Raw genomic sequence first — 20,598 nt, 5'->3', positions numbered from 1 at the left:
CTTCGCCGGTTTCACAGGTGTTGGCTATATGTTCTGCCCGTGTTCCCGGTTTGTGTCAAGCGCTTCGCGTTAAAGCGGCAGATATTCCACCGTCTCGCCCGCCTGCCGCGCGGCGTCACCCAAGGGGCGGATCAGCAGCGCATCGGCTGCACACAGCACGGTGATCAACGCACTGTCCTGCCGCGCGAAGGGGGTGATGAGCGGCAGGCCATCGCCCGGTTGCAGGCTGGCGCGCATGTAATGGGTGCGCGGCCCGGTGGGCGCGACATTCGCCCCCAGCACGGCCTTGCGCGGCGTGGGGTGTGGCGCCGGGTCGCCCAGCATGGCGCGCAGCAGCGGCAGCAGGAACAGATGGGCGCAGACGATGGCCGACACCGGATTGCCGGGCAGACCCAGCATCGGCACCCCACGCAGCCGCCCGGCCATCAGCGGTTTGCCGGGGCGCATGGCAATCTTGTAGAAGGCGCGCTCCATCCCCAGATCACCGGCAACCTTGGCCACAAGATCATGGTCGCCGACCGAAGCGCCGCCAATCGTCACCACCAGATCGGCGCCCTCGGCCAGATCGAAGACGGCGCGCAGGCTGGATTCGGTATCGCGGGCGATGGGCAGCAGACGCGCCTCGGCGCCGGCAGCTTCGGCCAAGGCCTTGATGGTGAAGGAATTCGAGGCGATGATCTGATCCGGCCCGGGGTCTTCGCCCGGCATCACCAACTCGTCGCCCGTGGCGATGATCGCCACGACAGGGCGGCGGCGCACGGTCACTTGCGGCAGGTTCATCGCCGCCAGCAGCGCCAGATCATTGGGGGCAAGCCGCTTGGGCGCGACCTGTTCCCCCACCGAAAAATCATTGCCACGCGGGCGGATATTGTCGCCCGATGACAGCGCCGCAATCGTGATCACCTCGCCGTCGCGCCGCACATCTTCTTGCAGCACGACATGGGTGGCGCCTTCGGGCACCGGGGCGCCGGTGAAGATGCGCAGGGCCTCTCCCACAGCAATCGCACCGGCAAAGCCATGGCCAGCCCCGGCCTCGCCGATCACGCGGAAGCTGTCGCCCACGGCAACCGGCCCGCACACCGCATAGCCATCCATCGCCGAGGCCGCAAAGGGCGGCTGATCGCGGCGTGCAAAGGCGGGTTCGGCCATCCAGCGCCCGGCGGCTTGCGCCAGCGCCACCTGTTCCAGCGGCATCGGGTTGGCTAAGGCCAGCACCCGCGCCAGCGCCTCCTCGACCGGGATCATGTGTCGGCCTCGAACCGGCCCGACTTGCCGCCGTCTTTCAGGATAAGGCGTATGCCTTCGATCTGCATGGATTTTTCCACCGCTTTCACCATGTCGTAAATCGTGAGGCAAGCAACAGAGACCGCGGTCAACGCCTCCATCTCCACCCCGGTCTGGCCGCCGGTTTTCACCGTCGCCTCCACCACCACCCCCGGCAGATCGGGGTCGGGCACCAGTTCCAGCGCGACCTTGGTGATCGGCAGCGGGTGGCAGAGCGGGATCAGATCAGCGGTTTTTTTCGCGGCCATGATGCCCGCGAGTCGCGCCACCGCCAGCACGTCGCCCTTTTTCGCGCGGCCTTCGGTGATCATCGCCAGCGTCGCCGCACTCATCCGAACGGCGCCGCGCGCCACGGCGATGCGCGCCGTCACCGGCTTGTCAGAGACATCGACCATATGCGCGTGTCCCGCCGCATCGAAATGGGTCAGCGTCATTCAAGACCCCCCTTGCGCGGTCAGCGGCTTGGCCAGAATGGCCCGCGTGGCCGCCGTCACATCCGCCTGCCGCATCAGGCTTTCGCCGATCAGGAAGCAGCGCGCGCCATATTGCGCCATGTCGGCCAGATCGGCCGCCGTATAAAGCCCGCTTTCCGAGATGATCAGCCGGTCTTCCGGCACACGGCGCGCCAGATCGCGCGTGGTGTCCAGCGTCACCTCGAACGTGTGCAGGTTGCGGTTGTTGATGCCGATCAACGGCGATTTCAGCTTGGCGGCGCGCTCCAGCTCGGCGCGGTCATGCACCTCGATCAGCACATCCATGCCAAGGGCGAAGGCGGCCTGTTCCAGATCCGCCGCCTCGGCATCGTCCAGCGAGGCCATGATCAGCAGAATGCAATCCGCCGAAAGGGCGCGCGCCTCGGTGATCTGATAGGCATCATGGATGAAATCCTTGCGCAGGCAGGGCAGTTTGGTCGCGTCATGCGCCTGCGTCAGATATTCATCGGCGCCCTGAAAGGACGGCCCGTCGGTCAGCACCGAAAGGCAGGTGGCGCCCCCGGCCTCATAGGCGCGGGCCAGCGCGGGCGGATCGAAATCGGCGCGGATCAGGCCCTTGGACGGGCTGGCCTTCTTGATCTCGGCAATCAGCCCATAGCCGGTGGTCGCCGCCGCAGACAGCGCGCGGGCAAAACCGCGCGGCTTGGGGGCGGCTTTGGCGGCGGCTTCCACCTCGGCCAGCGGGCGAGCGGCCTTGCGGGCGGCAACCTCTTCCAGCTTGTAGGCCTTGATACGGTCGAGAATGGTGCTCATGTCAGTCTCCTTCGCCTCAGTCGTAGCGTGGTGATCGGGGCTTGAAAACCCGGGCTTTCGGTGCGGGTCAGGCGGCCCAGTCGATTTCTGGCTGACCCTGCGCCGCCAGCCAGCGGTTGACCTGCGAATAGGGGCGCGATCCGGTAAAGCCGCGATAGACCGACAGCGGTGAGGGATGGGCGCTTTGCACGAACAGATGCCCGTCACGCGGCAGTTTGGCGCAGAGCTTTTGCGCCGGGTTGCCCCACAGCACGAAGGCGCGCGGCCCGTCAGCGGCGGTGGCCTGCAACACCTGTTGCACCAGCCGCTCCCACCCCCAGCCCTTGTGGCCATGGGCCTGGCCCAGCGGCACGGTCAGCACCGCGTTCAGCAGCAGCACACCTTGCCGCGCCCAGCCGGTCAGATCGCCATCCGGTTTGACAACGCCCAGATCGGCCTGAAGTTCCGTCAGCATGTTGCGCAGCGAATCCTTCGGCGCCGCACCCGGCGGGAAGGAAAAGGCGAGACCCGTGGCGCGGCCCGGCGTGGGGTAGGGGTCTTGCCCCAGGATCACCACCCGCACCGCCGCGCGCGGCGTCAGGTCCAGCGCGCGGAACATCGCGGCGGGCTGCCACGGCGCTGCCGTTTGCAGCCGCGCCCAAAGGGCGGGCCAATCATCGCGGAAAAACGGCAGATCCGCCCATGCGGCAGGCGGGGCAGGCGGGACGCTCACGCGTTGGTCAGCGCGACCAGCGCTTCGACCTTTTCCAGCGCCCGGCCGGAATCGATCGACTCGCGCGCCATTTCCACGCCCTCGGCCAGACCTGCGGCCTTGTCGGCCACCACGAGCGCCGCCGCCGCGTTCAGTAGCACGGCGTCGCGGTAAGCGCCCGCCTCGCCTTCCAGCAGGCGACGGAAGGCGGCGCCGTTTTCGGCCGGGGTGCCGCCGATGATCGCCTCAAACGGATGTTCGGGCAGGCCCGCATCCTCGGGATGCAGGCTGAATTCGCGCAAGGCCCCGCCGTCCAGCGCCACGACCTGCGAGGACGCCGCGATGGAAAGCTCGTCCGTGCCGTCGCCGCCATGCACCAGCCAGGCCTTTTCCGACCCCAGCATCCGCAGCGTTTCGGCCATCGGGCGCAGCAGTGCTGTGCTGAAGGCGCCGGTCAACTGCCGCTTCACCCCGGCGGGGTTGGTCAGCGGGCCAAGGATGTTGAAGATCGTCCGCGTGCCCAACTCGGTCCGCACCGGGCCGACATGGCGCATCGCCGGGTGGTGCATCGGCGCCATCATGAAGCCGATCCCGGCCTCGTCCAGGCAGCGCTGCACCAGATCGGGGCCGATCATTACATTCAGCCCCATCTCGGTCAGCGCATCCGCCGCGCCGGATTTGGACGACAGGTTGCGGTTGCCATGCTTGGCCACCACCACCCCCGCGCCCGCCACGACAAAAGCCGTCGCGGTGGAGATGTTCAGCGTGCCCTTGCCATCGCCGCCGGTGCCCACGATATCCATCGCGCCTTCGGGTGCCCGCACCTTGTGGCATTTGGCCCGCATCACGCTGGCGGCGGCGGCATATTCATCCACCGTTTCGCCCCGCGTGCGCAGCGCCATCAGAAAGCCGCCCATCTGTGCGGGCGTCGCCTCGCCCTCGAACAGCGCGGCAAAGGCGGTCTCTGCCTCGTCACGGGTCAGTGCACGGGTGGCCGCCACGCCGATCAGCGGTTTCAGCCGCTCGCTCATGCCGACACCCGGGCCGAATCGAGGAAGTTCTTCAGCAGTTGATGCCCATGTTCGCTGGCGATGCTTTCGGGGTGGAACTGCACGCCTTCAATCGGCAGCGTCTTGTGGCGCAGGCCCATGATCGTGCCATCCTCCAGCCAGGCCGTCACCTCCAGACAGTCGGGCAGGCTGTCACGCTCCACCACCAGGCTGTGATAGCGCGTCGCAAGGAAAGGCGAGGGCAGGCCGCGGAACACGCCGGTGCCGTTGTGATGCATCACGCCCATCTTGCCATGCACGATTTCATGGCAGCGCACCACCTTGCCGCCAAACGCCTCGCCGATGGTCTGGTGGCCAAGGCAGACGCCCAGCAGCGGGATCTTCGCCTCGGCTGCGGCATGGGTCAGCGGCAGGCAGATGCCCGCCGCAGCCGGATCGCAGGGGCCGGGGCTCAGCACGATCATCTCGGGGCGCAGCGCCATGGCCTGCTGCACGTCCAGCGCATCATTGCGCTTCACCAGCACATCCGCGCCCAATTCGCCCAGATAATGGACAAGATTGTAGGTGAAACTGTCATAATTGTCGATCAGCAGCAGCATGGTGCGGGGCCTTGCAGAATGGTGTCGGTTGGGGGGTGAACCCCGCGCGGCGTCGCGCTATACATGGTCAGAGCCGCCCGGTGAGGTCAAGTCAAACCCGCCCGGCATGGCGCCAATAGGGCATAGGGCGGGGATAACCGTCAGAAGGATCGGAGGCAGGGCGTGCGTGGATTTGTGTCTGGGCTCATCTGGGGCGGCGTGGTCGCGATCACCGGGCTTGCCCTTCTGTCGGAAATGACACCGCTGCCGAAGGTTGTGCCCCCGGTCGCAGCACCTGCCAACAGCGACAGCGCCCCGGTTGCCGCAGCACCGGAGCCTGCGGTCAACCCTGCTGTTCCGCCACAACCGGCGCCCGTCGCCTCGCCGCCGGAACCCCCGGAGGCGACAACCGAACCCGTGGCAGAACCCGCCCCCGAGGTTGCCCCTGCGCCGCCCGAACCCGTACCGCCGCCGCAAGCGGCACAGGAGCCGCCCGTTAGCCCTGCGCCGCCCGCACCCGATGCCGCCGTGCCCGCGCTTGCCGCACCCGCCGCCGCCCCCGAAACCCCGGACGAACCTGCCGCCCCGATGGCCGGCGCCGAGGCCGATGCCGTGCCCGGCCCAGTCGATCTGCCCCCCGTGCCGCCGCTTTCGCCCGAGGAAGAGGCCGCCCTCGCGCCGCTGCCCAACGAGGTGCCGCCCACCTCGCCCTTGGCGCCTGATCTGCCGGAACCACCCGTCGAAGTCCCGTCGGCCGAACCCGCCGCGCCGTCCGAACCGCTGCTGGATCGGCCCGAACCCGGCCTGCCTGCCAGCGTGGAGGGCGTGACCACCGACCGCCTGCCTGCCATCGACGCAACGCCCGCCCCGGCGCCCGCCGCCGAAGCCGCCACGCCCGAAGGCGAAGACACCCGCCCCGTCCACCGCTTCGCCGCGAGTTTTGACAACCCGGCTGGCAAGCCGCTCTACGCCGTTCTTCTCGTCGATGATGGCGCCGAGGGGCTGGATCGCGCGGCCCTTGCCAGCCTGCCGCTGCCCGTCACCATCGCCCTCGATCCGGCCTCGCCCGAAGCCGCAGCCCATGCCGCCCTCTACCGCGCTGCGGGCAAAGAGGTGGTGATGCTGGCCACCGGCCTGCCCAAAGGTGCCAAACCTGAAGACATCGCCGTGGCGTTCGAGGCCAATGCCAAAGCCCTGCCCGAAGCCGTCGCCGTGCTCGATCTGTCCGAGGGGGGCTTCCAGAACGACCGCCCGCTGGCCAGTGCCGTGGTGCCGGTGATCAAGGATCAGGGCCGCGGCCTCGTCACCTTTGAACGCGGGCTGAACGCAGCCGATCAGGTCGCCCGGCGCGAGGCGGTGCCCGCCGCCGTGATCTTCCGCCAGTTGGATGCCGCAGGCGAAACCGGCCCGGTGATCCGCCGCTATCTGGATCGCGCCGCCTTCAAGGCGGCCCAGGACGGCCATGTCGCCGTGCTGGGCCATGCCACGCCGGAAACCATCGCCACGCTGCTGGAATGGTCGGTCGAGGGGCGCGCAGGCTCGGTGGCGCTCGCGCCGCTCACCGCGATCCTGCAAACCCGCTGAACAGACCAAAGGCCGGGGTCATCCCCCGGCCTTCCCATTTTCTGTTTGAAAATATCCTCGGGGGGCGCGGGGGGCAGACAGCCCCCCGTCTGCGGGTTCAGCTGTTGCCCCGCCGGGCAAACATCCCGGCATCCTCGGCCGCGCGGCGCAGCGCGCGGGATTTGTTCACCGTCTCCTGATATTCCGCCTCGGGGTCACTGTCATAGACCACGCCCCCCCCGGCCTGAATATAAAGCTGCTCGTCCTTCAACACGGCGGTGCGCAGCGCGATGCAGAAATCCATCTCGCCATTGGCCGCGAAATAGCCCACGCCGCCGCCATAGACGCCGCGCTTTTCCGGTTCCAGCTCGTCGATGATCTCCATCGCCCGCACCTTGGGCGCACCGGAGACCGTGCCCGCAGGCAGGCCAGCCAGCAGCGCCGACAGCGCATCCTCGCCCTCGGCGATCTGCCCCACCACGTTCGACACGATGTGCATGACGTGGGAATAGCGTTCGATGATGAACTTCTCGGTCGGATGCACCGTGCCGATCTTCGCCACCCGGCCCACATCGTTGCGGCCCAGATCCAGCAGCATCAGATGCTCCGCCAGCTCTTTCTGATCGGCCAGCAGGTCCAGTTCGAGCGCCTTGTCTTCTTCGGGCGTGACGCCGCGTTTGCGGGTGCCCGCGATCGGGCGGATCGTCACCTCGCCCTCGCGCAGCCGCACGAGGATTTCCGGGCTGGCGCCGATCACCTGAAACCCGTCGAAATTGAAGAAGAACATGAAGGGCGAGGGGTTGGTGCGCCGCAGGCTGCGATACAGCGCAAAGGGCGGCAACTCGAACCGCTGCGACCAGCGCTGCGAGGGCACAACCTGGAAGATATCGCCCGCGCGGATATAGTCTTTCGCCTTTTCAACGGCTTGCTTGTAGCCTTCATGCGTGAAGTTCGAGGTCATCTCGCCCACCGGCGCCGCCTCGCCCAGATCGCGCTGCACCGGGGCCGCGCGGTCCAGATCGCGCAGCGCGTCCATCACCCGCTCGGCGGCCTGCGCATAGGCGGCCCGCGCCGTCAGGCCCGATCCGACCCAGGCGGGCGACACGATGGTCACCTCGCCCTTCACCCCGTCCAGCACCGCGATGACCGAGGGGCGCATCAGCACCGCATCGGGCAGGTTCAGCGGGTCGGGGTTCACATCGGGCAGATGTTCGACCAGACGGATCATGTCATAGCCCAGATAGCCGAACAGGCCGCTGGCAATGGCGGGCAGGTCTTCCGGCATCTCGATCCGGGTTTCCGCGATCAGGGCGCGCAGCGTGTCCAGCGGGTGGCCTTCCAGCGGCTGGAACGCCGTGCGGTCAAACCGCGCTTCGCGGTTGATTTCCGATTGCGCGCCGCGGCAGCGCCAGATCAGATCCGGCTTCATCCCCACCACCGAATAGCGCCCGCGCACCTCGCCGCCCGTCACGCTTTCCAGCATGAAGGTATCGGCCCGCGCCTCGCCCAGTTTCAGCATCAGGCTGACCGGCGTGTCCAGATCGGCGGCCAGACGGGCATAGACCAGTTGGTTCTGCCCGGCAGCCCAACCGCGTTCAAAGGCTTCGAAGGAAGGGATCAAAGACATGTCAAAGCCTTAGCGGAACTGGGCATGAACCGCGTCAATCGCGGCCTGATTGAAGGTGACCCCGGCCTGCATGGCCAGAGCCGAGGCGAACAGTTGCAGCGCGTCGCGGGCATAGGTCTGTTCCACCTGCGCGGCAATCGCGCCTTTCAGCGCGGCAGCGTCGTCGCCCTCTTGTGCGGCAGGGGTGATGCTGTCCACGCGCAACAGGCCCACGAAGTCCGGCATGTCGATCACCTGCACAGCACCTTCGGACAGGGTAAAGGCCATGGCAAGCGCGGCGGGCGGCAGGCCTTCCACAAAGCCGTCGCGGGCGATCTGCGGCGTGACAGAGGCGATACCGTAGGCGCCCAGCGAAGTGCCACCTTCGACGGCGGTCTTCACCTCGGCGGCGCGGGCGGCCAGTGCCTTGCGCAGCGCCGACGTGTGCCAGCCCTCGGTCACAGCCTCCAGCGCGTCGTCAAACGGGATGGCGGCGGCGGGCACCACGCTGTCAAAGCGGATCGCCACCAGACCGCCATCGTCCAGCGCAATGGCCTCGGGGAAATCGCCCTCCTGCACGGCGGTCGCAGCCTCGCGGAAGGCGGGGTAGCCCGCGATTTTCTCGTCGGATTGGGCCGAGAAGTCGATTGTGCCCAGCTCCATCCCCTGTTCTTTCGACAGGTCTTCCAGCGTGGCCCCGCCAGCCAGCAGATCGTCGATCGCCTCCAGCTTGTCGCCAATGGCGCGGCGGGCGGCATCCATCTGATATTCCACGGTCAAATCGGCTTTCGCTTCTTCAAAGGTGGTTTCCTCGGCGGCCAGAATTCCGTTCACCCGGAACAGGGCAGGCCCCAGATCCGAGGGCAGCGGGCCGACGATCCCCGGTTCGGCCAGAGCGAAAACCGCCTCGCCCGCCGCGCCCAGTTCGGGCTTGGACACATCGCCAAGGTCGATGTCGAGCAGCTTCAAACCGCGTTCTTCTACAATCTTTTCAAAGGCTTCCCCGGCGTCGAGGCGGGTTTTGGCGGCCTTCGCTTCATCTTCCGTGCCGAAGACCAGCCGTTCCACCAGCCGCCGTTCGGGGCGGACCAGATCGTCGCGGTGGGTCTCGTAGAGCTTTTTCAGCTCGGCATCGTCCACCGGCATGGTGGATGCCAGTTTTTCGGGCAGAAGTGCAGCATAGGTGATGCGCTTGGCTTCGGGCTTGGTGAAGGCGGCGATATTCGCCTCGTAATGCGCTTTCAGGTCGGCATCGGTGGGCGGGGGTAGCGGGGTGGGCAGATCGGCCTCGGTCAGGGGCAGCACGGTCAGGCCGCGGCGTTCGGCGATATGGGTATAAAGCGTGTCGGTCAGCACCGAAGGGGCCGCAAAACCGCCGGTCACCGCGCCTTGCAGCAAGGAGCGGGCAAGGTCGTCACGGATGCCGGTTTCGAACTCGGCTTCGGTCAAGTCATTGTTTTGCAAGGTTGCGCGGTAAGCCTCGCGGTCAAAGGTGCCACCGGCGCCCTTGAAGGCGGCAATGTCGGTCACTTCCTTTGCCACGCGGATATCACCGACGGACAGGCCCACCCGATCCGCCTCGCCATCCATCGCGGCAGTCGTCACCAGCTTTTCGCGCGTCTGCCCATCCAGCCCGATCTTCAGCGCATCTTGCAATGAAATCTGAGTGTTAAGCTGGGCACCGAAGGCTTTGAGATCGCTTTGCAGGGCGCGGGTGTATTGGTTCACGGTGATGTCGCGGTCGCCGACGCTGCCGATGGCGGTCAGGCCGCCGCCGAAGTTGGAGACGCCAAAGCCGCCCAAGCCGCCGATGACCATGGCCAGCAGCACCCAGACCATGACGGAAGCCCCCCGCCGCTTGCGTTTCGGGCTGTCGGTCGTGCTGTCTTGGGACATGTTTGGGCCTGTCTCGCTTGGGTTTGGCGACGGTTCTATGCGCTCGGCGGGGCTGCGGCAAGGGCGGATGGGACCGCCCTGCGCCGGTCACATGAGCTTAGCCCCGGAACACCTTGAGCCGATTGAACATTTCCGCAATCCCCGCCGCATCCACATTGGCAAAGGCGATTCGGAACTGGCGGGTGCCTTCGGGGTGGCTGTCGGGCTGGAACATGGTGCCGGGCAGCATCAGCACGGCTTCTTCCTGCACCAGACGCTTGGCCAGATCGGCCGAAGACGCGGCGAACGGATGTTCGACATAGGCGAAATAGGCGCCGCAACCGAGCAGCTTCCACCCCTCCAACGCGTTGAAACCATTGATCATTGCGGCGCGGCGGCGCAGGATTTCGGCGCGTTCCCCGGCGACCCATTCGCCCAGATTGCGCATCCCCCACAGCGCGCCGATCTGGCCCAACTGGCTGGGGCAGATCGCCACGGTATCGAGAAACTTCTCCACCTCGGCCAGACGGGGGGCAGAGGCGACGATGGCGCCGACGCGGTGGCCGGTCAGACGGTAGGCCTTGGAGAAGGAATAGAGGTGAATCAACACGTTATCCCATTCGGGATCGGTGAACAGATCATGCGGGCGCCCGTCGCGGCTGCCAAAGTCGCGATAGGTTTCGTCGAGGATCAGCGCGAGGTCGTGCGCGCGGCAAAGGTCGCGGAATTTCGCAAGCAAATCAGCGGGATATTCGACGCCGCCGGGATTGTTGGGGCTGACCAGCGCGATGGCGCGGGTGCGCGGGGTGATCAAAGAGGCGGCGCGTTCAGGATCTGGCAACAGATCGGGGCCGGTGGCCAGCGGAACGGTGGTCACGCCCTGCATGTCCAGCCACATCTTGTGGTTGAAATACCACGGCGTCGGCAGGATCACCTCGTCCCCCGCGCCGGCCAGCGTGGACATGACGGCGGTGAAGGCCTGATTGCAGCCCTGGGTGATCGCCACCTGCGACGGCGCGATGGTGCCGCCGTAAGCCACTGACCATTGGGCAGAAATCTCTTCGCGCAGCGCGGGCAGGCCCAGCACCGGGCCGTAAAGATGCGCCTGCGGATCGTTCAGCGCCGCCTCGGCCAGTGCCTGACGCAGGCCCAGGGGCGGGCTGTCCACCGGGGCGGCCTGACTGACATTGATCAGAGGTTTCGCGTCGGTAAACACAAGGCCCGCCAGCCAGCGCCGCGCCTCCATCACCGGGGGCGGGAAGGTGGCGGCCATGGCGGGGTTGAGCGGCAGTGTCATCGGGAAAACCTGCGAAAAGGGGGGGTGACAGGCGTACACCGGGCGTGCACCCCCCGTGCACCTGTGGTGCCGCGCGATTCCGGCCCGGGATACAGGCCGGAGGGGGCCTTAATCGGTGCCGCGGAACGGCTGGACGTATTGCAGCGCCATGTCCCAGGGGAAGAAGATCCAGGTGTCCTGGCTGACCTCGGTGATATAGGTATCGACCTGCGGGCGGCCCGAGGGTTTGGCATAGACGGTGGCGAAATGCGCGTTGGGGTAAAGCTTGCGCACCAGTTCCAGCGTCTTGCCGCTGTCCACCAGATCATCGACGATCAGGATGCCGGTGCCGTCGCCCATCAGCTCCTCTTGCGGGGATTTGGTGACGCGCGCCTCCATCTGGGCCTGATGGTTGTAGCTTTTGACCGAGATCGTATCGACGATGCGGATGTCGAGTTCGCGCGCGACGATCATCGCGGGCACCAGACCGCCGCGGGTGATGCCGACCACGGCCTTCCAGGCGCCATTGTCCGGCCCCTTGCCATCCAGCCGCCAGGCCAGCGCGCGGGCGTCGCGGTGAATCTGATCCCACGAAACGTGGAAGCCTTTTTCATGCGGCAGGCGGTCGATCATCGGAAGGCTCCTCAGGTGGCGGCGATCTTGATGCCCAGCACGGCCAGAAGCCCGCCGAAGCTGCGGTCGATCACGGTTTTCAGGCTGATATAGCCCGCGCGGGTCCGCTCGAACGAGAAGATGCGGGCGACAAGGATGTTCCAGACGGTTTCGTTCAGGAAGACGACCGTCAGAAGCGCGGCATAGACCCAGGGCGCGGTACCCTGCGGCACGGTGCCGATGAAGATGGCCGAGAACAGCACGGCGGGTTTCGGGTTGGCAAGCTGCGTGAACAGGCCGAGCCGGAAGGCCGAGGCGGGCGAGCGGGGCAGGCGGCTGGCCTGTCCCAGATCCAGCGGCGTGGCGGCGTCGCGCCACATGCCCCAGGCCATCCAGACCAGATAGGCGCCGCCCAGCAGCTTCAGCGCCCAGAGCAGCGCGGGGGCCGCCTGAAACACCAGATTGAGGCCGAACAGCGCGGCGGCGGCCCAGATCACCCCGCCGATGCCAATGCCCGCCGCCAGAAAGGCGCCGGTGCGCAGCCCCTCGGTCACGCCGGTGCGGGCGGCCATCAGCACGGCGGGGCCGGGGCTGATGGCGGCCATCAGATGCAGCAGCGCGACGGCGAGGAAGGCCGCGAGCGTCATTCCTTGCGGCCCGTCACCACGTCGATGTCGGGGGCATCGACCGCCTTCATGCCGACGACGTGATAGCCCGCATCGACATGCAGGTTTTCGCCGGTGGTGCCGCTGCCCAGATCGGACAGCAGGTAGAGCGCGGCCTTGCCGACCTCTTCTTGCGTCACATTGCGGCGCAGCGGCGAGTTCAGCTCGTTCCACTTCATGATGTAGCGGAAATCGCCGATGCCAGATGCGGCCAGCGTCTTGATCGGGCCGGCGGAAATGGCGTTGACGCGGATGCCGTCCTTGCCCAGATCCTCGGCCAGGTATTTCACCGAAGCCTCCAGCGCGGCCTTGGCGACGCCCATCACGTTGTAATGCGGCATCACCTTTTCGGCGCCGTAATAGGTGAGGGTCAGCAGGCTGCCGCCCGGGCCCATCAGCGCGATGGCGCGCTGGCAGACGGCGGTGAAGCTGTAGACCGAGATATCCATCGTCATGCGGAAGTTCGCGGCAGAGGTATCGACATAGCGGCCGCGCAGTTCCGACTTGTCGGAAAAGCCGATGGCGTGGACCACGAAGTCCAACGCGCCCCAGCGGTCCTTGATCGCGGCGAACAGACCGTCGAGCGAGGCTTCATCCGACACGTCGCATTCCGCGAGGAAATCGGAGCCGATGGAGGCGGCCAGCGGCTCGACCCGCTTTTTCAGCGCATCACCCTGATAGGAGAAGGCGAGTTCGGCCCCCTGATCGGCGCAAGCTTTCGCGATGCCCCAGGCGATCGACTTGTCGTTCGCCAGCCCCATGATGAGCCCGCGTTTGCCGGCCATGAGTCCTGTCGCCATTGGTTCCCTCGTCGCGTTATTCAGGCTGGGGATGAGGTGTAGGCGATCCGGCGGCGGGCATCAAGGCGTTCTGGCCGCTTGCCTGCGCGGGGCAGAGATGCGACGCATGGGGCGCTAACCGAGGGAGAAGGCGATGGACCGGACGGGCATCTTTGCGGGCGACAACCCTTTTGCGCTGGCACAAAGCTGGCTGAGCGAGGCGGAGGGGACCGAGATCAACGATCCGAACGCGATTGCACTGGCCACGGTGGATGCGGCGGGGCTGCCGAATGTGCGGATGGTGCTGCTGAAGGAGATCGAGGTGGCGGCACCGGGCGGTTTTGTTTTCTATACCAATTACGGCAGCGCCAAGGGGCAGGAGATCGCGCAGGCGGGCAAGGCCGCCTTCGTGATGCATTGGAAGAGCCTGCGCCGCCAGATCCGGGTGCGCGGTCTCACCGAGCGCGAGGAGGGGCCGCTGGCGGATGACTACTATGCCAGCCGCAGCCTGAAGTCGCGGCTGGGGGCCTGGGCCTCGGACCAGTCGAAACCATTGGCGTCGCGTGGAACGCTGATGGCGGAGGTGGCGAAAATCACCGCGCTGAAGGGCACGAATCCGCCGCGGCCGCCGTTCTGGGGGGGCTTTCGTATTCACCCTCTGGAAATAGAGTTCTGGGCAGACGGGGCCTTTCGGTTGCATGATCGCTTTGTCTGGCGGCGCGAAGGGCTGGAAGATACGTGGAAAATTGAACGGCTGAACCCTTGAATTTCACGCTTCGTGAAATTTGGCATGGGTTTTTCGTCGGTTTTTTGCTTGAACCCGCCTGTGGATTGGCCGATTGAACACTCTGAGGGGCTCACTCTGGGGAAACGGCTCTGTAATGACAGAAGACAACGAGGCCATGCCGCGAACCGTGCATGGCAAAGTGAAATGGTTCGATCCGGTCAAGGGATTCGGCTTCATCGTCGCAGATGAAGGTGGCTCCGACATTCTGCTGCACGCGAATGTGCTGCGCAATTACGGTCAAAGCTCTGTCGCCGACGGCACCGCGATTTCCGTCTCTGTGCAGGATACGCAGCGTGGGGTGCAGGCGGTCGAGGTGCTGAAGATCGAGGCGCCCGCCGGGCTGTCCTTCCCGCTGGGCGACGAGAACGGACCCACCACCCCCGAGGAGATCGCGGCTCGTCCGCTGGAACCGGCGCGGGTGAAGTGGTTCGACAAATCCAAGGGCTTCGGCTTTGCCAATGTGTTTGGCCGGTCGGAGGATGTGTTCGTGCATGTCGAGGTGCTGCGCCTGTCGGGCTTTGCCGATCTGGCGGCGGGCGAGGCGGTGTGCCTGCGCATCATCGAGGGCAAGCGCGGACGGATGGCGGTTCAGGTGGTGTCATGGGAAGCGGCGGCGCGCGAAATCTGATCGGCGCGGCGCTGCTGGCGCTGGTGGCGGCACCGGCGCTGGCCGAGGGATTTTGTGCGCCCGGCATGGCGGATCTGCGCGGCCCCTTCGGGCGGGCGCAGTTCTCGGTCGAGGTGGCGGATGACGCGGGCGAACGGGCGCAGGGGCTGATGTTCCGCGAGACCATGGCGACATCGGCCGGGATGCTGTTTGTCTATGAGGCGCCGCAGCGCGCGGTGTTCTGGATGAAGAACACGCTGCTGCCGCTGGACATGATTTTCGCCGATGCGGCGGGCCGGGTGACGCGGGTCCATTCAGGCGCGGTGCCGCTGGACGAGACGCCGATCGACGGCGGGCCGGGCGTACAATATGTGCTGGAGATCAATGCCGGGCTGGCCGCCGGTCTGGGCATCGCCCCCGGCGCTGAGCTGCGCCACCCCGCCATCGCACAGGGCGCCGCCGCATGGCGCTGTGATGTGCAATAGGGCTTTTCATCGCAAGGCTTCCCGGCTAGGAGAGCGTCAGTCGGGGCGTAGCGCAGCCTGGTAGCGCGACGGTTTTGGGTACCGTAGGTCGTAAGTTCGAATCTTATCGCCCCGACCATTCCATTTTCGGAAGTGCAGTTTGCCCGCTTTCTGCGGCGCTGCCTGTCATCGGGGGCGGGCCGGTGCGGCCCGTAGCGCCGCTGATCCTTGGGCGGCGCCTAACGTGCGGCCTTGCGCTCCGCAAGCGGCAGGCTGTTGCAGGCTGTCGGCGATATGGCTCAGTTCACGCCGCAACTGCGCGACGGCGCGCTGCTGCACAGAGGCCAGCGATTCCTCTTTGTCGATGAAGGGGATCCGCGTCACGAATTCGCGCCGTTCATTGGAGCCTTCGGGCTGGCCGACAAGGTTTTTGAATTCCGTGGTGATCTTTACGGTGACCATGGGGGTCCGGCCTGTGGAATCGATCGCATCGCCTGTGCGCAAGGCGTTCAGGGCATTTTCGGGATTGGCAGGCGGCCTGACATTGAGACGGCGCGCCTTGATGCGCGCGGTGCGGATGATCAGGTTGATCAGCATCGGTCTCCCCCTTCGCTGTGGTTTCCGAACCTGCGCCGAAAATGTGGCTTTAATGGGACTGGCGCGCGGATTTCCGACAGGGGATGCGACAGATATCTGGTTAATACGTTTTTTTTCATGGTGTTGCGAATTGTGACAGATGTCGGATTTCAGCAGGGGCCAAGGCGTCGGCCGGCGGGGGCGCGGTTTGTGGCGGTGGATCGGCCTGAGTTCGGGGCGAATCCGGGCGATTGTGACGCTGGCCGGGGCTGCCCTTGTTTGCGGTGTTTTGATCTGCTGGATGCCTGATTTACGGGCGTTTTGCGCGAATCATGCGCGGTTGCCTTAATATTGCGCGAAACTTGGGCGGCCTTCTGCGGCAAGGGCTGGCCCCGGCGCCGGTTCTGGCGGATCGCAACAGCTTAACCTGCAGGATGCGCATGATCGAAACCCTGTCCATCATCGTCGTCGAGAAGGATCGCGATCGGGCGTTGCTGATCGTCGATGCGCTGCGCGAGGCGGGGGATTACAAGATCACCGTGATCGGCGAAGAAACCGGGCTGGCGCGGCGCATTGCGGAAAACCGCCCCGATCTGGTGCTGATCGACCTGCGCAGCCCGTCGCGCGATGTGCTGGAGGAACTGGCGCTGGCTTCGGGCCCGATGGACCGGCCGGTGGCGATGTTCGTGGACCGGTCGGATACCGGGCTGACGCGGGCGGCGATCGAGGCGGGGGTCAGCGCCTATGTGGTGGACGGGCTGCGCCCGGACCGCATCCGCCCGGTGCTGGATGCGGCGATTGCGCGGTTCCACATGTTCAGCCGGATGCGCAGCGAGTTGGCGGCGACCAAGGCGGCGCTGGAAGAGCGCAAGGTGATCGACCGGGCCAAGGGGCTGATCATGCGGGCCAAGGGCATCGGCGAGGAAGAAGCTTACGGCCTGCTGCGCAAGGCGGCGATGGATCAGGGCAAGCGGTTGATCGAGGTGGCGCAGGCCATCGTCACGGCGGCGGAGTTGCTGCGATGACGGTGACGCTGCCGCTGGGGTATATTCCGCTGGTCGATGCGGCGCCGCTGATCGCGGCGGCGGAGTTCGGCTTTGCCGAGGAAGAAGGGCTGCATCTGGATCTGCACCCGGCGGCCAGTTGGTCGATGCTGCGCGACATGCTGGATTTCGGGCAGGTGGTGGCGGCGCAGATGCTGTCGGTGGTGCCGGTGGCGCGGGCCCTGGGGCTGGGCGGCGGGGCGCAACCGCTGGAAACGGCGCTGGTGCTGTCGCTGAACGGGCAGGTGCTGGGGGTTTCGGCGCCGGTGGCGGCGCGGCTGGGGGCGGTGGGCTTTGGCGATGCGGCGGCGGCGGGGCGGGCGGTGGCCGGTCTGGGCGGTAGCCTGCGCATTGGCGTGCCCTTCCCGTTTTCGATGCAGGCGGAGTTGTTGCATTACTGGCTGGACCATGCGGCGCCGGGGGTAGCGGTGGAGATCCGCACCGTGCCGCCGCCGCGCATGGCCGAGGCGCTGCGCGCCGACGAGATCGACGGGTTCTGCGTGGGAGAGCCCTGGGGCAGCCATGCGGTGGAGATGGCGGGGGCGCGGCTGCTGTTGCCTGGTGCTGCGATCTGGAGCCAGGCGCCGGAAAAGGTGCTGGCCTGCCGCAGCGGCTGGATGGAAGAGCGGCCCGAGACGGCGGGGCGGTTGCTGCGCGCGATCTGGCGGGCGGCGCGATGGGCGGCGGACGAGGCGAACCTGACGACGCTGGCCGAGGTTCTGGCGCAGCCGCGCTATCTGGACGTGCCGCCCGAACTGATCGACCGGGCGCTGCGCGGGCGGTTGCTGGTCTCGGCGCAGGGGCCGGAAGTGCCGGTGGCGCAATTCCTGTCCCTGCATGAAGGGGCGGCGAATTTCCCGTGGCGCAGCCAGGCGGGCTGGATCGGCGCGCGGCTGGCGGCGCGGTTCGGCATCGCGCCGGGCGGTGCGGCGGAGGTGGCGCGCGCCACCTTCCGCAGCGACCTGTTTCGCCAGCATCTGGGGCCAGCCGGTGCTGCGCTGCCGCGCGCCTCGGAAAAGATCGAGGGCGGGTTGGAGCGGGCGTCGGAGGTTCCGGGCATGAAACATCCGGTGATTCTGGCGCGCAACCGTTTCTTTGATGGTCAGGTTTTCGACCCCGCACTTCTGGTGTGATGAAAAAAGCGGCAGTTATTGCCGCAGCGCAGAAAATGCGACTTTTGCCCGCCGTTCCTTTGCGACAGTTTCTTGACCGGAACCGCCATCGGCAGGCAATCTGATCTCAAGACGGAGCAATGGCGTTCCGTTCGACCTCTTCCCGAAAGTCCGGGACGACAGGCAAGGCCGCCTGACCCGCTGTTCTCCTGATGGAATGCAGCGCGAGTCGACGGCCTTTTTCGCATTTCCAATCTTCCACCGCCCGCAAGCCCCCTCTCGCAAAGCCAAGGAATACCCATATGCTCCGCACTTCGCTTCTGCTTTCCGTCGCCCTGCTGGCCCATCCGGCCTTTGCCGAGACCGCCGGTATCGAAAAGGACCAGCTGACGCTGGGTTTCATCAAGCTGACCGACATGGCGCCCCTGGCCATCGCCAAGGAAAAGGGCTTCTTCGAGGATGAGGGGCTGTATGTCACGCTGGAGGCGCAATCCAACTGGAAGGTGCTGCTGGACCGGGTGATCGCCGGAGAGCTGGACGGGGCGCATATGCTGGCCGGGCAGCCGATTGCGGCGACCATCGGCTATGGCACCAAGGGCGCGGTGGTCACGCCGTTTTCGATGGATCTGAACGGCAACGCGATCACCGTGTCGAACGCGGTGTGGGACGAGATGAAGGCGCATGTGCCGATGGGCGCCGATGGCAAGCCGGCGCATCCGATCCCGGCTTCTGCGCTGAAACCGGTGGTGGAGGCCTATGCCGACCGCGGCGAGGCGTTCAATCTGGGCATGGTGTTCCCGGTCTCCACCCATAACTACGAACTGCGCTACTGGCTGGCGGCGGGGGGCCTCAATCCGGGGTTCTATAGCCCCGAGGATGTGTCGGGGCAGATCGAGGGGGATGTGCTGATTTCGGTCACGCCGCCGCCGCAGATGCCGGCGACGCTGGAGGCGGGCACGATCCTGGGCTATTCGGTCGGCGAGCCGTGGAACCAGGCGGCGGTGGCCAAGGGCATCGGCGTGCCGGTGATCACCGACGCGGACATCTGGAAGAACAACCCGGAAAAGGTGTTCGGTCTGACGGCGCAATTTGCCGAGGAAAATCCGAATACCGTTCTGGCGCTGACCAAGGCGCTGATCCGCGCGGCGATCTGGCTGGACGAGAATGACAATGCCAACCGCGCCGAGGCGGTGGAGATTCTGGCCCGCCCGGAATATGTCGGCGCCGATGCGGCGGTGATTGCCAATTCGATGACCGGCACCTTTGAATACGAGGCGGGCGACAAGCGCGCGGCCCCGGATTTCAATGTGTTCTTCCGCTATAACGCGACCTTCCCCTATTACTCGGATGCCGTGTGGTATCTGACGCAGATGCGCCGCTGGGGCCAGATCGCCGAAGACAAGGCGGATGGCTGGTATGACGAGACCGCGAAATCTGTCTACAAGCCCGAGCTTTACAAGGCGGCGGCCGAGGCGGTGATCGCCGACGGCCATGCGACGGCCGAGATGTTCGATTTCGATGCCGATGGTTACCGCGAACCCACCGCCGAGTTCATCGACGGCGTGACCTATGACGGCAAGACCCCCAACGCCTATATCGACAGCCTGACCATCGGCCTGAAAACCGGCCAGACCGTCAGCGGCGGCGCGGTCAACTGAGCCGCACAAGCCCCGGCCCGCAAGGGGCCGGGGTCTCCCAGCAATCTTTACAGCGAGGACCGTGCGAGATGACCGCGATAGATCCGACCACCCTGTCCAAGGACAAAAGCGCCGCGCGCGAGGCCGCCCAAGCCCGCCGTTTCGCCCGCATCAACCGGCTGGATGGCTGGTTCAAGGTGCTGGGCCTGCCCTTCGTGACGCCGATCCTGCGGCTGGTTGCAGGCGACAACCCGAAAGGCCAGATCAAGGACATCTGGCGGCTGCTGGGCGTGCCGATGGTGGCCATCGCGGTGTTTCTGGCGATCTGGGCCAGCCTTGCGCCGATGGTGCAGACCTCGCTGGGGGCCATTCCGGGGCCGGGGGCGGTGCTGGAACAGGTGGCGGTGCTGCATGCCGATGCGCAGGCCGCCAAGGTGAAAGAGGCCGAATTCTACGCCAAACAGGCCGAGAAGAACGCGGCGCTGGTCGCCGAGGGCAAGGCGGATGAGGTGAAGGCGCGGGTCTATACCGGCAAGCCCACCTATTACGCGCAGATCTGGACCTCGATCCAGACGGTGTTCTTCGGGTTCCTGATCGCGACGGTGGTTGCGGTGCCGCTGGGCATCGTATCGGGCCTGTCGCCCACCGCCAATTCGGCGATCAACCCGATCGTGCAGATCTTCAAACCCGTCTCGCCGCTGGCCTGGTTGCCGATTGTGACCATGGTCGTTTCGGCGGTCTATGCGGGGGGCGAGGGCGCGCTGTCGAAAAGCTTTGTGATCTCGGCGATAACCGTGACGCTGTGTTCGCTGTGGCCGACGCTGATCAACACCGCGCTGGGCGTGGCCTCGATCGACAAGGATCTGGTGAACGTGTCGAAGGTGCTGAAGCTGAGCCCCTGGACCAAGATCACCCGTCTGGTGCTGCCTTCGGCGCTGCCGCTGATCTTTACCGGGCTGCGGCTGTCGCTGGGCGTGGGCTGGATGGTGCTGATTGCCGCCGAAATGCTGGCGCAGAATCCGGGCTTGGGCAAGTTCGTGTGGGACGAGTTCCAGAACGGGTCGCAGCAGTCGCTGGCGCGGATCATGGTGGCGGTGTTCACCATTGGCATCATCGGCTTCCTGCTGGACCGGGTGATGTATGCGCTGCAATCGGCCTTCACCTTCACGAACAACCGGTGAGCGCC

Annotated in this window: 21 protein-coding genes and 1 tRNA gene; 9 read left to right on the top strand and 13 right to left on the bottom strand. The window is 66.2% G+C overall.

Going from position 1 to position 20,598, the window contains the following annotated elements:
• Window positions 1-69 precede the first annotated feature (69 nt).
• The 6 genes from BMX43_RS06105 to BMX43_RS06080 all read right to left on the bottom strand — a co-directional run bounded on the left by BMX43_RS06105 (window position 70) and on the right by BMX43_RS06080 (window position 4,831).
• Window positions 70-1,245 (bottom strand): molybdopterin molybdotransferase MoeA, encoded by a 1,176-nt coding sequence (locus BMX43_RS06105; RefSeq protein ID WP_091298538.1) that lies wholly within the window; start codon window positions 1,243-1,245, stop codon window positions 70-72.
• Complete coding sequence (gene moaC / locus BMX43_RS06100; RefSeq protein WP_091298534.1) at window positions 1,242-1,718, bottom strand: cyclic pyranopterin monophosphate synthase MoaC; 477 nt, start codon at window positions 1,716-1,718, stop codon at window positions 1,242-1,244. Before moaC ends, BMX43_RS06105 begins: the two co-directional genes overlap by 4 nt.
• Window positions 1,719-2,531, bottom strand: coding sequence for an indole-3-glycerol phosphate synthase TrpC (gene trpC / locus BMX43_RS06095; RefSeq protein WP_091298531.1), 813 nt, complete (start codon window positions 2,529-2,531; stop codon window positions 1,719-1,721).
• Window positions 2,532-2,598: 67 nt separating this feature from the next.
• Complete coding sequence (locus BMX43_RS06090; protein WP_175482036.1) at window positions 2,599-3,243, bottom strand: uracil-DNA glycosylase; 645 nt, start codon at window positions 3,241-3,243, stop codon at window positions 2,599-2,601.
• A complete protein-coding gene (gene trpD / locus BMX43_RS06085) occupies window positions 3,240-4,253 on the bottom strand; it encodes an anthranilate phosphoribosyltransferase (protein WP_091298528.1) in 1,014 nt (337 codons plus the stop codon). Before trpD ends, BMX43_RS06090 begins: the two co-directional genes overlap by 4 nt.
• Window positions 4,250-4,831, bottom strand: coding sequence for an anthranilate synthase component II (locus tag BMX43_RS06080; RefSeq protein ID WP_091298526.1), 582 nt, complete (start codon window positions 4,829-4,831; stop codon window positions 4,250-4,252). The genes trpD and BMX43_RS06080 overlap by 4 nt, the downstream gene beginning before the upstream one ends.
• A gap of 162 nt (window positions 4,832-4,993) precedes the next feature.
• Between BMX43_RS06080 and BMX43_RS06075 the strand changes: the two genes are divergently transcribed.
• The gene (locus BMX43_RS06075; RefSeq protein ID WP_281243115.1) at window positions 4,994-6,394 is read left to right on the top strand and encodes a divergent polysaccharide deacetylase family protein; all 1,401 of its coding nucleotides are present in this window, start codon (window positions 4,994-4,996) and stop codon (window positions 6,392-6,394) included.
• A gap of 97 nt (window positions 6,395-6,491) precedes the next feature.
• On the opposite strand, the gene trpE is transcribed toward BMX43_RS06075, so the two are convergent.
• From trpE to fabI, 6 genes are all read right to left on the bottom strand, one after another.
• The gene (trpE, locus tag BMX43_RS06070; protein ID WP_091298523.1) at window positions 6,492-8,000 is read right to left on the bottom strand and encodes an anthranilate synthase component I; all 1,509 of its coding nucleotides are present in this window, start codon (window positions 7,998-8,000) and stop codon (window positions 6,492-6,494) included.
• 9 nt (window positions 8,001-8,009) lie between these two features.
• Window positions 8,010-9,875 carry a peptidylprolyl isomerase gene (locus tag BMX43_RS06065; protein ID WP_091298521.1) on the bottom strand — a complete coding sequence of 622 codons (1,866 nt, stop codon included), beginning with the start codon at window positions 9,873-9,875 and terminating at the stop codon, window positions 8,010-8,012.
• Between the two features lie 97 nt (window positions 9,876-9,972).
• Window positions 9,973-11,151: an aminotransferase gene (locus BMX43_RS06060; RefSeq protein ID WP_091298516.1), complete on the bottom strand. Its 1,179-nt coding sequence runs from the start codon at window positions 11,149-11,151 to the stop codon at window positions 9,973-9,975.
• Between the two features lie 108 nt (window positions 11,152-11,259).
• Window positions 11,260-11,763: a xanthine phosphoribosyltransferase gene (gpt, locus tag BMX43_RS06055; protein ID WP_091298513.1), complete on the bottom strand. Its 504-nt coding sequence runs from the start codon at window positions 11,761-11,763 to the stop codon at window positions 11,260-11,262.
• 11 nt (window positions 11,764-11,774) lie between these two features.
• On the bottom strand, window positions 11,775-12,389 hold the full coding sequence (locus BMX43_RS06050) for a LysE family translocator (RefSeq protein ID WP_091298509.1): 615 nt from the start codon (window positions 12,387-12,389) through the stop codon (window positions 11,775-11,777).
• Complete coding sequence (gene fabI / locus BMX43_RS06045) at window positions 12,386-13,207, bottom strand: enoyl-ACP reductase FabI (protein WP_091298507.1); 822 nt, start codon at window positions 13,205-13,207, stop codon at window positions 12,386-12,388. The genes BMX43_RS06050 and fabI overlap by 4 nt, the downstream gene beginning before the upstream one ends.
• Before the next feature lie 133 nt (window positions 13,208-13,340).
• Between fabI and pdxH the strand changes: the two genes are divergently transcribed.
• From pdxH to BMX43_RS06025, 4 genes are all read left to right on the top strand, one after another.
• Complete coding sequence (gene pdxH / locus BMX43_RS06040) at window positions 13,341-13,952, top strand: pyridoxamine 5'-phosphate oxidase (RefSeq protein ID WP_091298504.1); 612 nt, start codon at window positions 13,341-13,343, stop codon at window positions 13,950-13,952.
• Between the two features lie 115 nt (window positions 13,953-14,067).
• A complete protein-coding gene (locus BMX43_RS06035; RefSeq protein WP_091298502.1) occupies window positions 14,068-14,601 on the top strand; it encodes a cold-shock protein in 534 nt (177 codons plus the stop codon).
• Window positions 14,574-15,065: a DUF192 domain-containing protein gene (locus tag BMX43_RS06030; protein WP_091298499.1), complete on the top strand. Its 492-nt coding sequence runs from the start codon at window positions 14,574-14,576 to the stop codon at window positions 15,063-15,065. The genes BMX43_RS06035 and BMX43_RS06030 overlap by 28 nt, the downstream gene beginning before the upstream one ends.
• 41 nt (window positions 15,066-15,106) lie before the next feature.
• Window positions 15,107-15,183 (top strand) — tRNA-Pro (locus BMX43_RS06025).
• Between the two features lie 47 nt (window positions 15,184-15,230).
• Here the strand turns inward: BMX43_RS06025 and BMX43_RS06020 are convergent.
• A complete protein-coding gene (locus tag BMX43_RS06020; RefSeq protein WP_091298495.1) occupies window positions 15,231-15,641 on the bottom strand; it encodes a hypothetical protein in 411 nt (136 codons plus the stop codon).
• A 419-nt stretch (window positions 15,642-16,060) separates the two neighbouring features.
• Between BMX43_RS06020 and BMX43_RS06015 the strand changes: the two genes are divergently transcribed.
• From BMX43_RS06015 to BMX43_RS06000, 4 genes are all read left to right on the top strand, one after another.
• A complete protein-coding gene (locus tag BMX43_RS06015) occupies window positions 16,061-16,645 on the top strand; it encodes an ANTAR domain-containing response regulator (RefSeq protein ID WP_091299092.1) in 585 nt (194 codons plus the stop codon).
• On the top strand, window positions 16,642-17,796 hold the full coding sequence (locus BMX43_RS06010; RefSeq protein WP_091298491.1) for an ABC transporter substrate-binding protein: 1,155 nt from the start codon (window positions 16,642-16,644) through the stop codon (window positions 17,794-17,796). Before BMX43_RS06015 ends, BMX43_RS06010 begins: the two co-directional genes overlap by 4 nt.
• 281 nt (window positions 17,797-18,077) lie before the next feature.
• Window positions 18,078-19,433 carry a CmpA/NrtA family ABC transporter substrate-binding protein gene (locus BMX43_RS06005; protein WP_091298487.1) on the top strand — a complete coding sequence of 452 codons (1,356 nt, stop codon included), beginning with the start codon at window positions 18,078-18,080 and terminating at the stop codon, window positions 19,431-19,433.
• A 68-nt stretch (window positions 19,434-19,501) separates the two neighbouring features.
• Window positions 19,502-20,593 (top strand): ABC transporter permease, encoded by a 1,092-nt coding sequence (locus BMX43_RS06000; RefSeq protein ID WP_091298484.1) that lies wholly within the window; start codon window positions 19,502-19,504, stop codon window positions 20,591-20,593.
• Window positions 20,594-20,598 lie beyond the last annotated feature (5 nt).

The sequence above is a fragment of the Gemmobacter aquatilis genome, from assembly GCF_900110025.1.
In the GTDB taxonomy this organism is placed as follows: Bacteria; Pseudomonadota; Alphaproteobacteria; order Rhodobacterales; family Rhodobacteraceae; genus Gemmobacter; species Gemmobacter aquatilis.
The sequence above is the reverse complement of the archived record's forward strand: the minus strand, read 5'-3'. Positions and strand labels throughout refer to the sequence as shown.

Excerpts from the sequence above, each read along its gene's own strand:
- moaC (WP_091298534.1), bottom strand. The coding sequence starts at position 1,718 with ATGACGCTGACCCATTTCGATGCGGCGGGACACGCGCATATGGTCGAT.
- BMX43_RS06080 (WP_091298526.1), bottom strand. The coding sequence starts at position 4,831 with ATGCTGCTGCTGATCGACAATTATGACAGTTTCACCTACAATCTTGTC.
- trpE (WP_091298523.1), bottom strand. The coding sequence starts at position 8,000 with ATGTCTTTGATCCCTTCCTTCGAAGCCTTTGAACGCGGTTGGGCTGCC.
- gpt (WP_091298513.1), bottom strand. The coding sequence starts at position 11,763 with ATGATCGACCGCCTGCCGCATGAAAAAGGCTTCCACGTTTCGTGGGAT.
- BMX43_RS06035 (WP_091298502.1), top strand. The coding sequence starts at position 14,068 with ATGACAGAAGACAACGAGGCCATGCCGCGAACCGTGCATGGCAAAGTG.
- BMX43_RS06060 (WP_091298516.1), bottom strand. The coding sequence starts at position 11,151 with ATGACACTGCCGCTCAACCCCGCCATGGCCGCCACCTTCCCGCCCCCG.
- BMX43_RS06030 (WP_091298499.1), top strand. The coding sequence starts at position 14,574 with ATGGGAAGCGGCGGCGCGCGAAATCTGATCGGCGCGGCGCTGCTGGCG.
- BMX43_RS06020 (WP_091298495.1), bottom strand. The coding sequence starts at position 15,641 with ATGCTGATCAACCTGATCATCCGCACCGCGCGCATCAAGGCGCGCCGT.
- BMX43_RS06065 (WP_091298521.1), bottom strand. The coding sequence starts at position 9,875 with ATGTCCCAAGACAGCACGACCGACAGCCCGAAACGCAAGCGGCGGGGG.
- pdxH (WP_091298504.1), top strand. The coding sequence starts at position 13,341 with ATGGACCGGACGGGCATCTTTGCGGGCGACAACCCTTTTGCGCTGGCA.
- fabI (WP_091298507.1), bottom strand. The coding sequence starts at position 13,207 with ATGGCGACAGGACTCATGGCCGGCAAACGCGGGCTCATCATGGGGCTG.
- BMX43_RS06050 (WP_091298509.1), bottom strand. The coding sequence starts at position 12,389 with ATGACGCTCGCGGCCTTCCTCGCCGTCGCGCTGCTGCATCTGATGGCC.
- trpC (WP_091298531.1), bottom strand. The coding sequence starts at position 2,531 with ATGAGCACCATTCTCGACCGTATCAAGGCCTACAAGCTGGAAGAGGTT.
- trpD (WP_091298528.1), bottom strand. The coding sequence starts at position 4,253 with ATGAGCGAGCGGCTGAAACCGCTGATCGGCGTGGCGGCCACCCGTGCA.
- BMX43_RS06010 (WP_091298491.1), top strand. The coding sequence starts at position 16,642 with ATGACGGTGACGCTGCCGCTGGGGTATATTCCGCTGGTCGATGCGGCG.
- BMX43_RS06000 (WP_091298484.1), top strand. The coding sequence starts at position 19,502 with ATGACCGCGATAGATCCGACCACCCTGTCCAAGGACAAAAGCGCCGCG.
- BMX43_RS06005 (WP_091298487.1), top strand. The coding sequence starts at position 18,078 with ATGCTCCGCACTTCGCTTCTGCTTTCCGTCGCCCTGCTGGCCCATCCG.
- BMX43_RS06105 (WP_091298538.1), bottom strand. The coding sequence starts at position 1,245 with ATGATCCCGGTCGAGGAGGCGCTGGCGCGGGTGCTGGCCTTAGCCAAC.
- BMX43_RS06015 (WP_091299092.1), top strand. The coding sequence starts at position 16,061 with ATGATCGAAACCCTGTCCATCATCGTCGTCGAGAAGGATCGCGATCGG.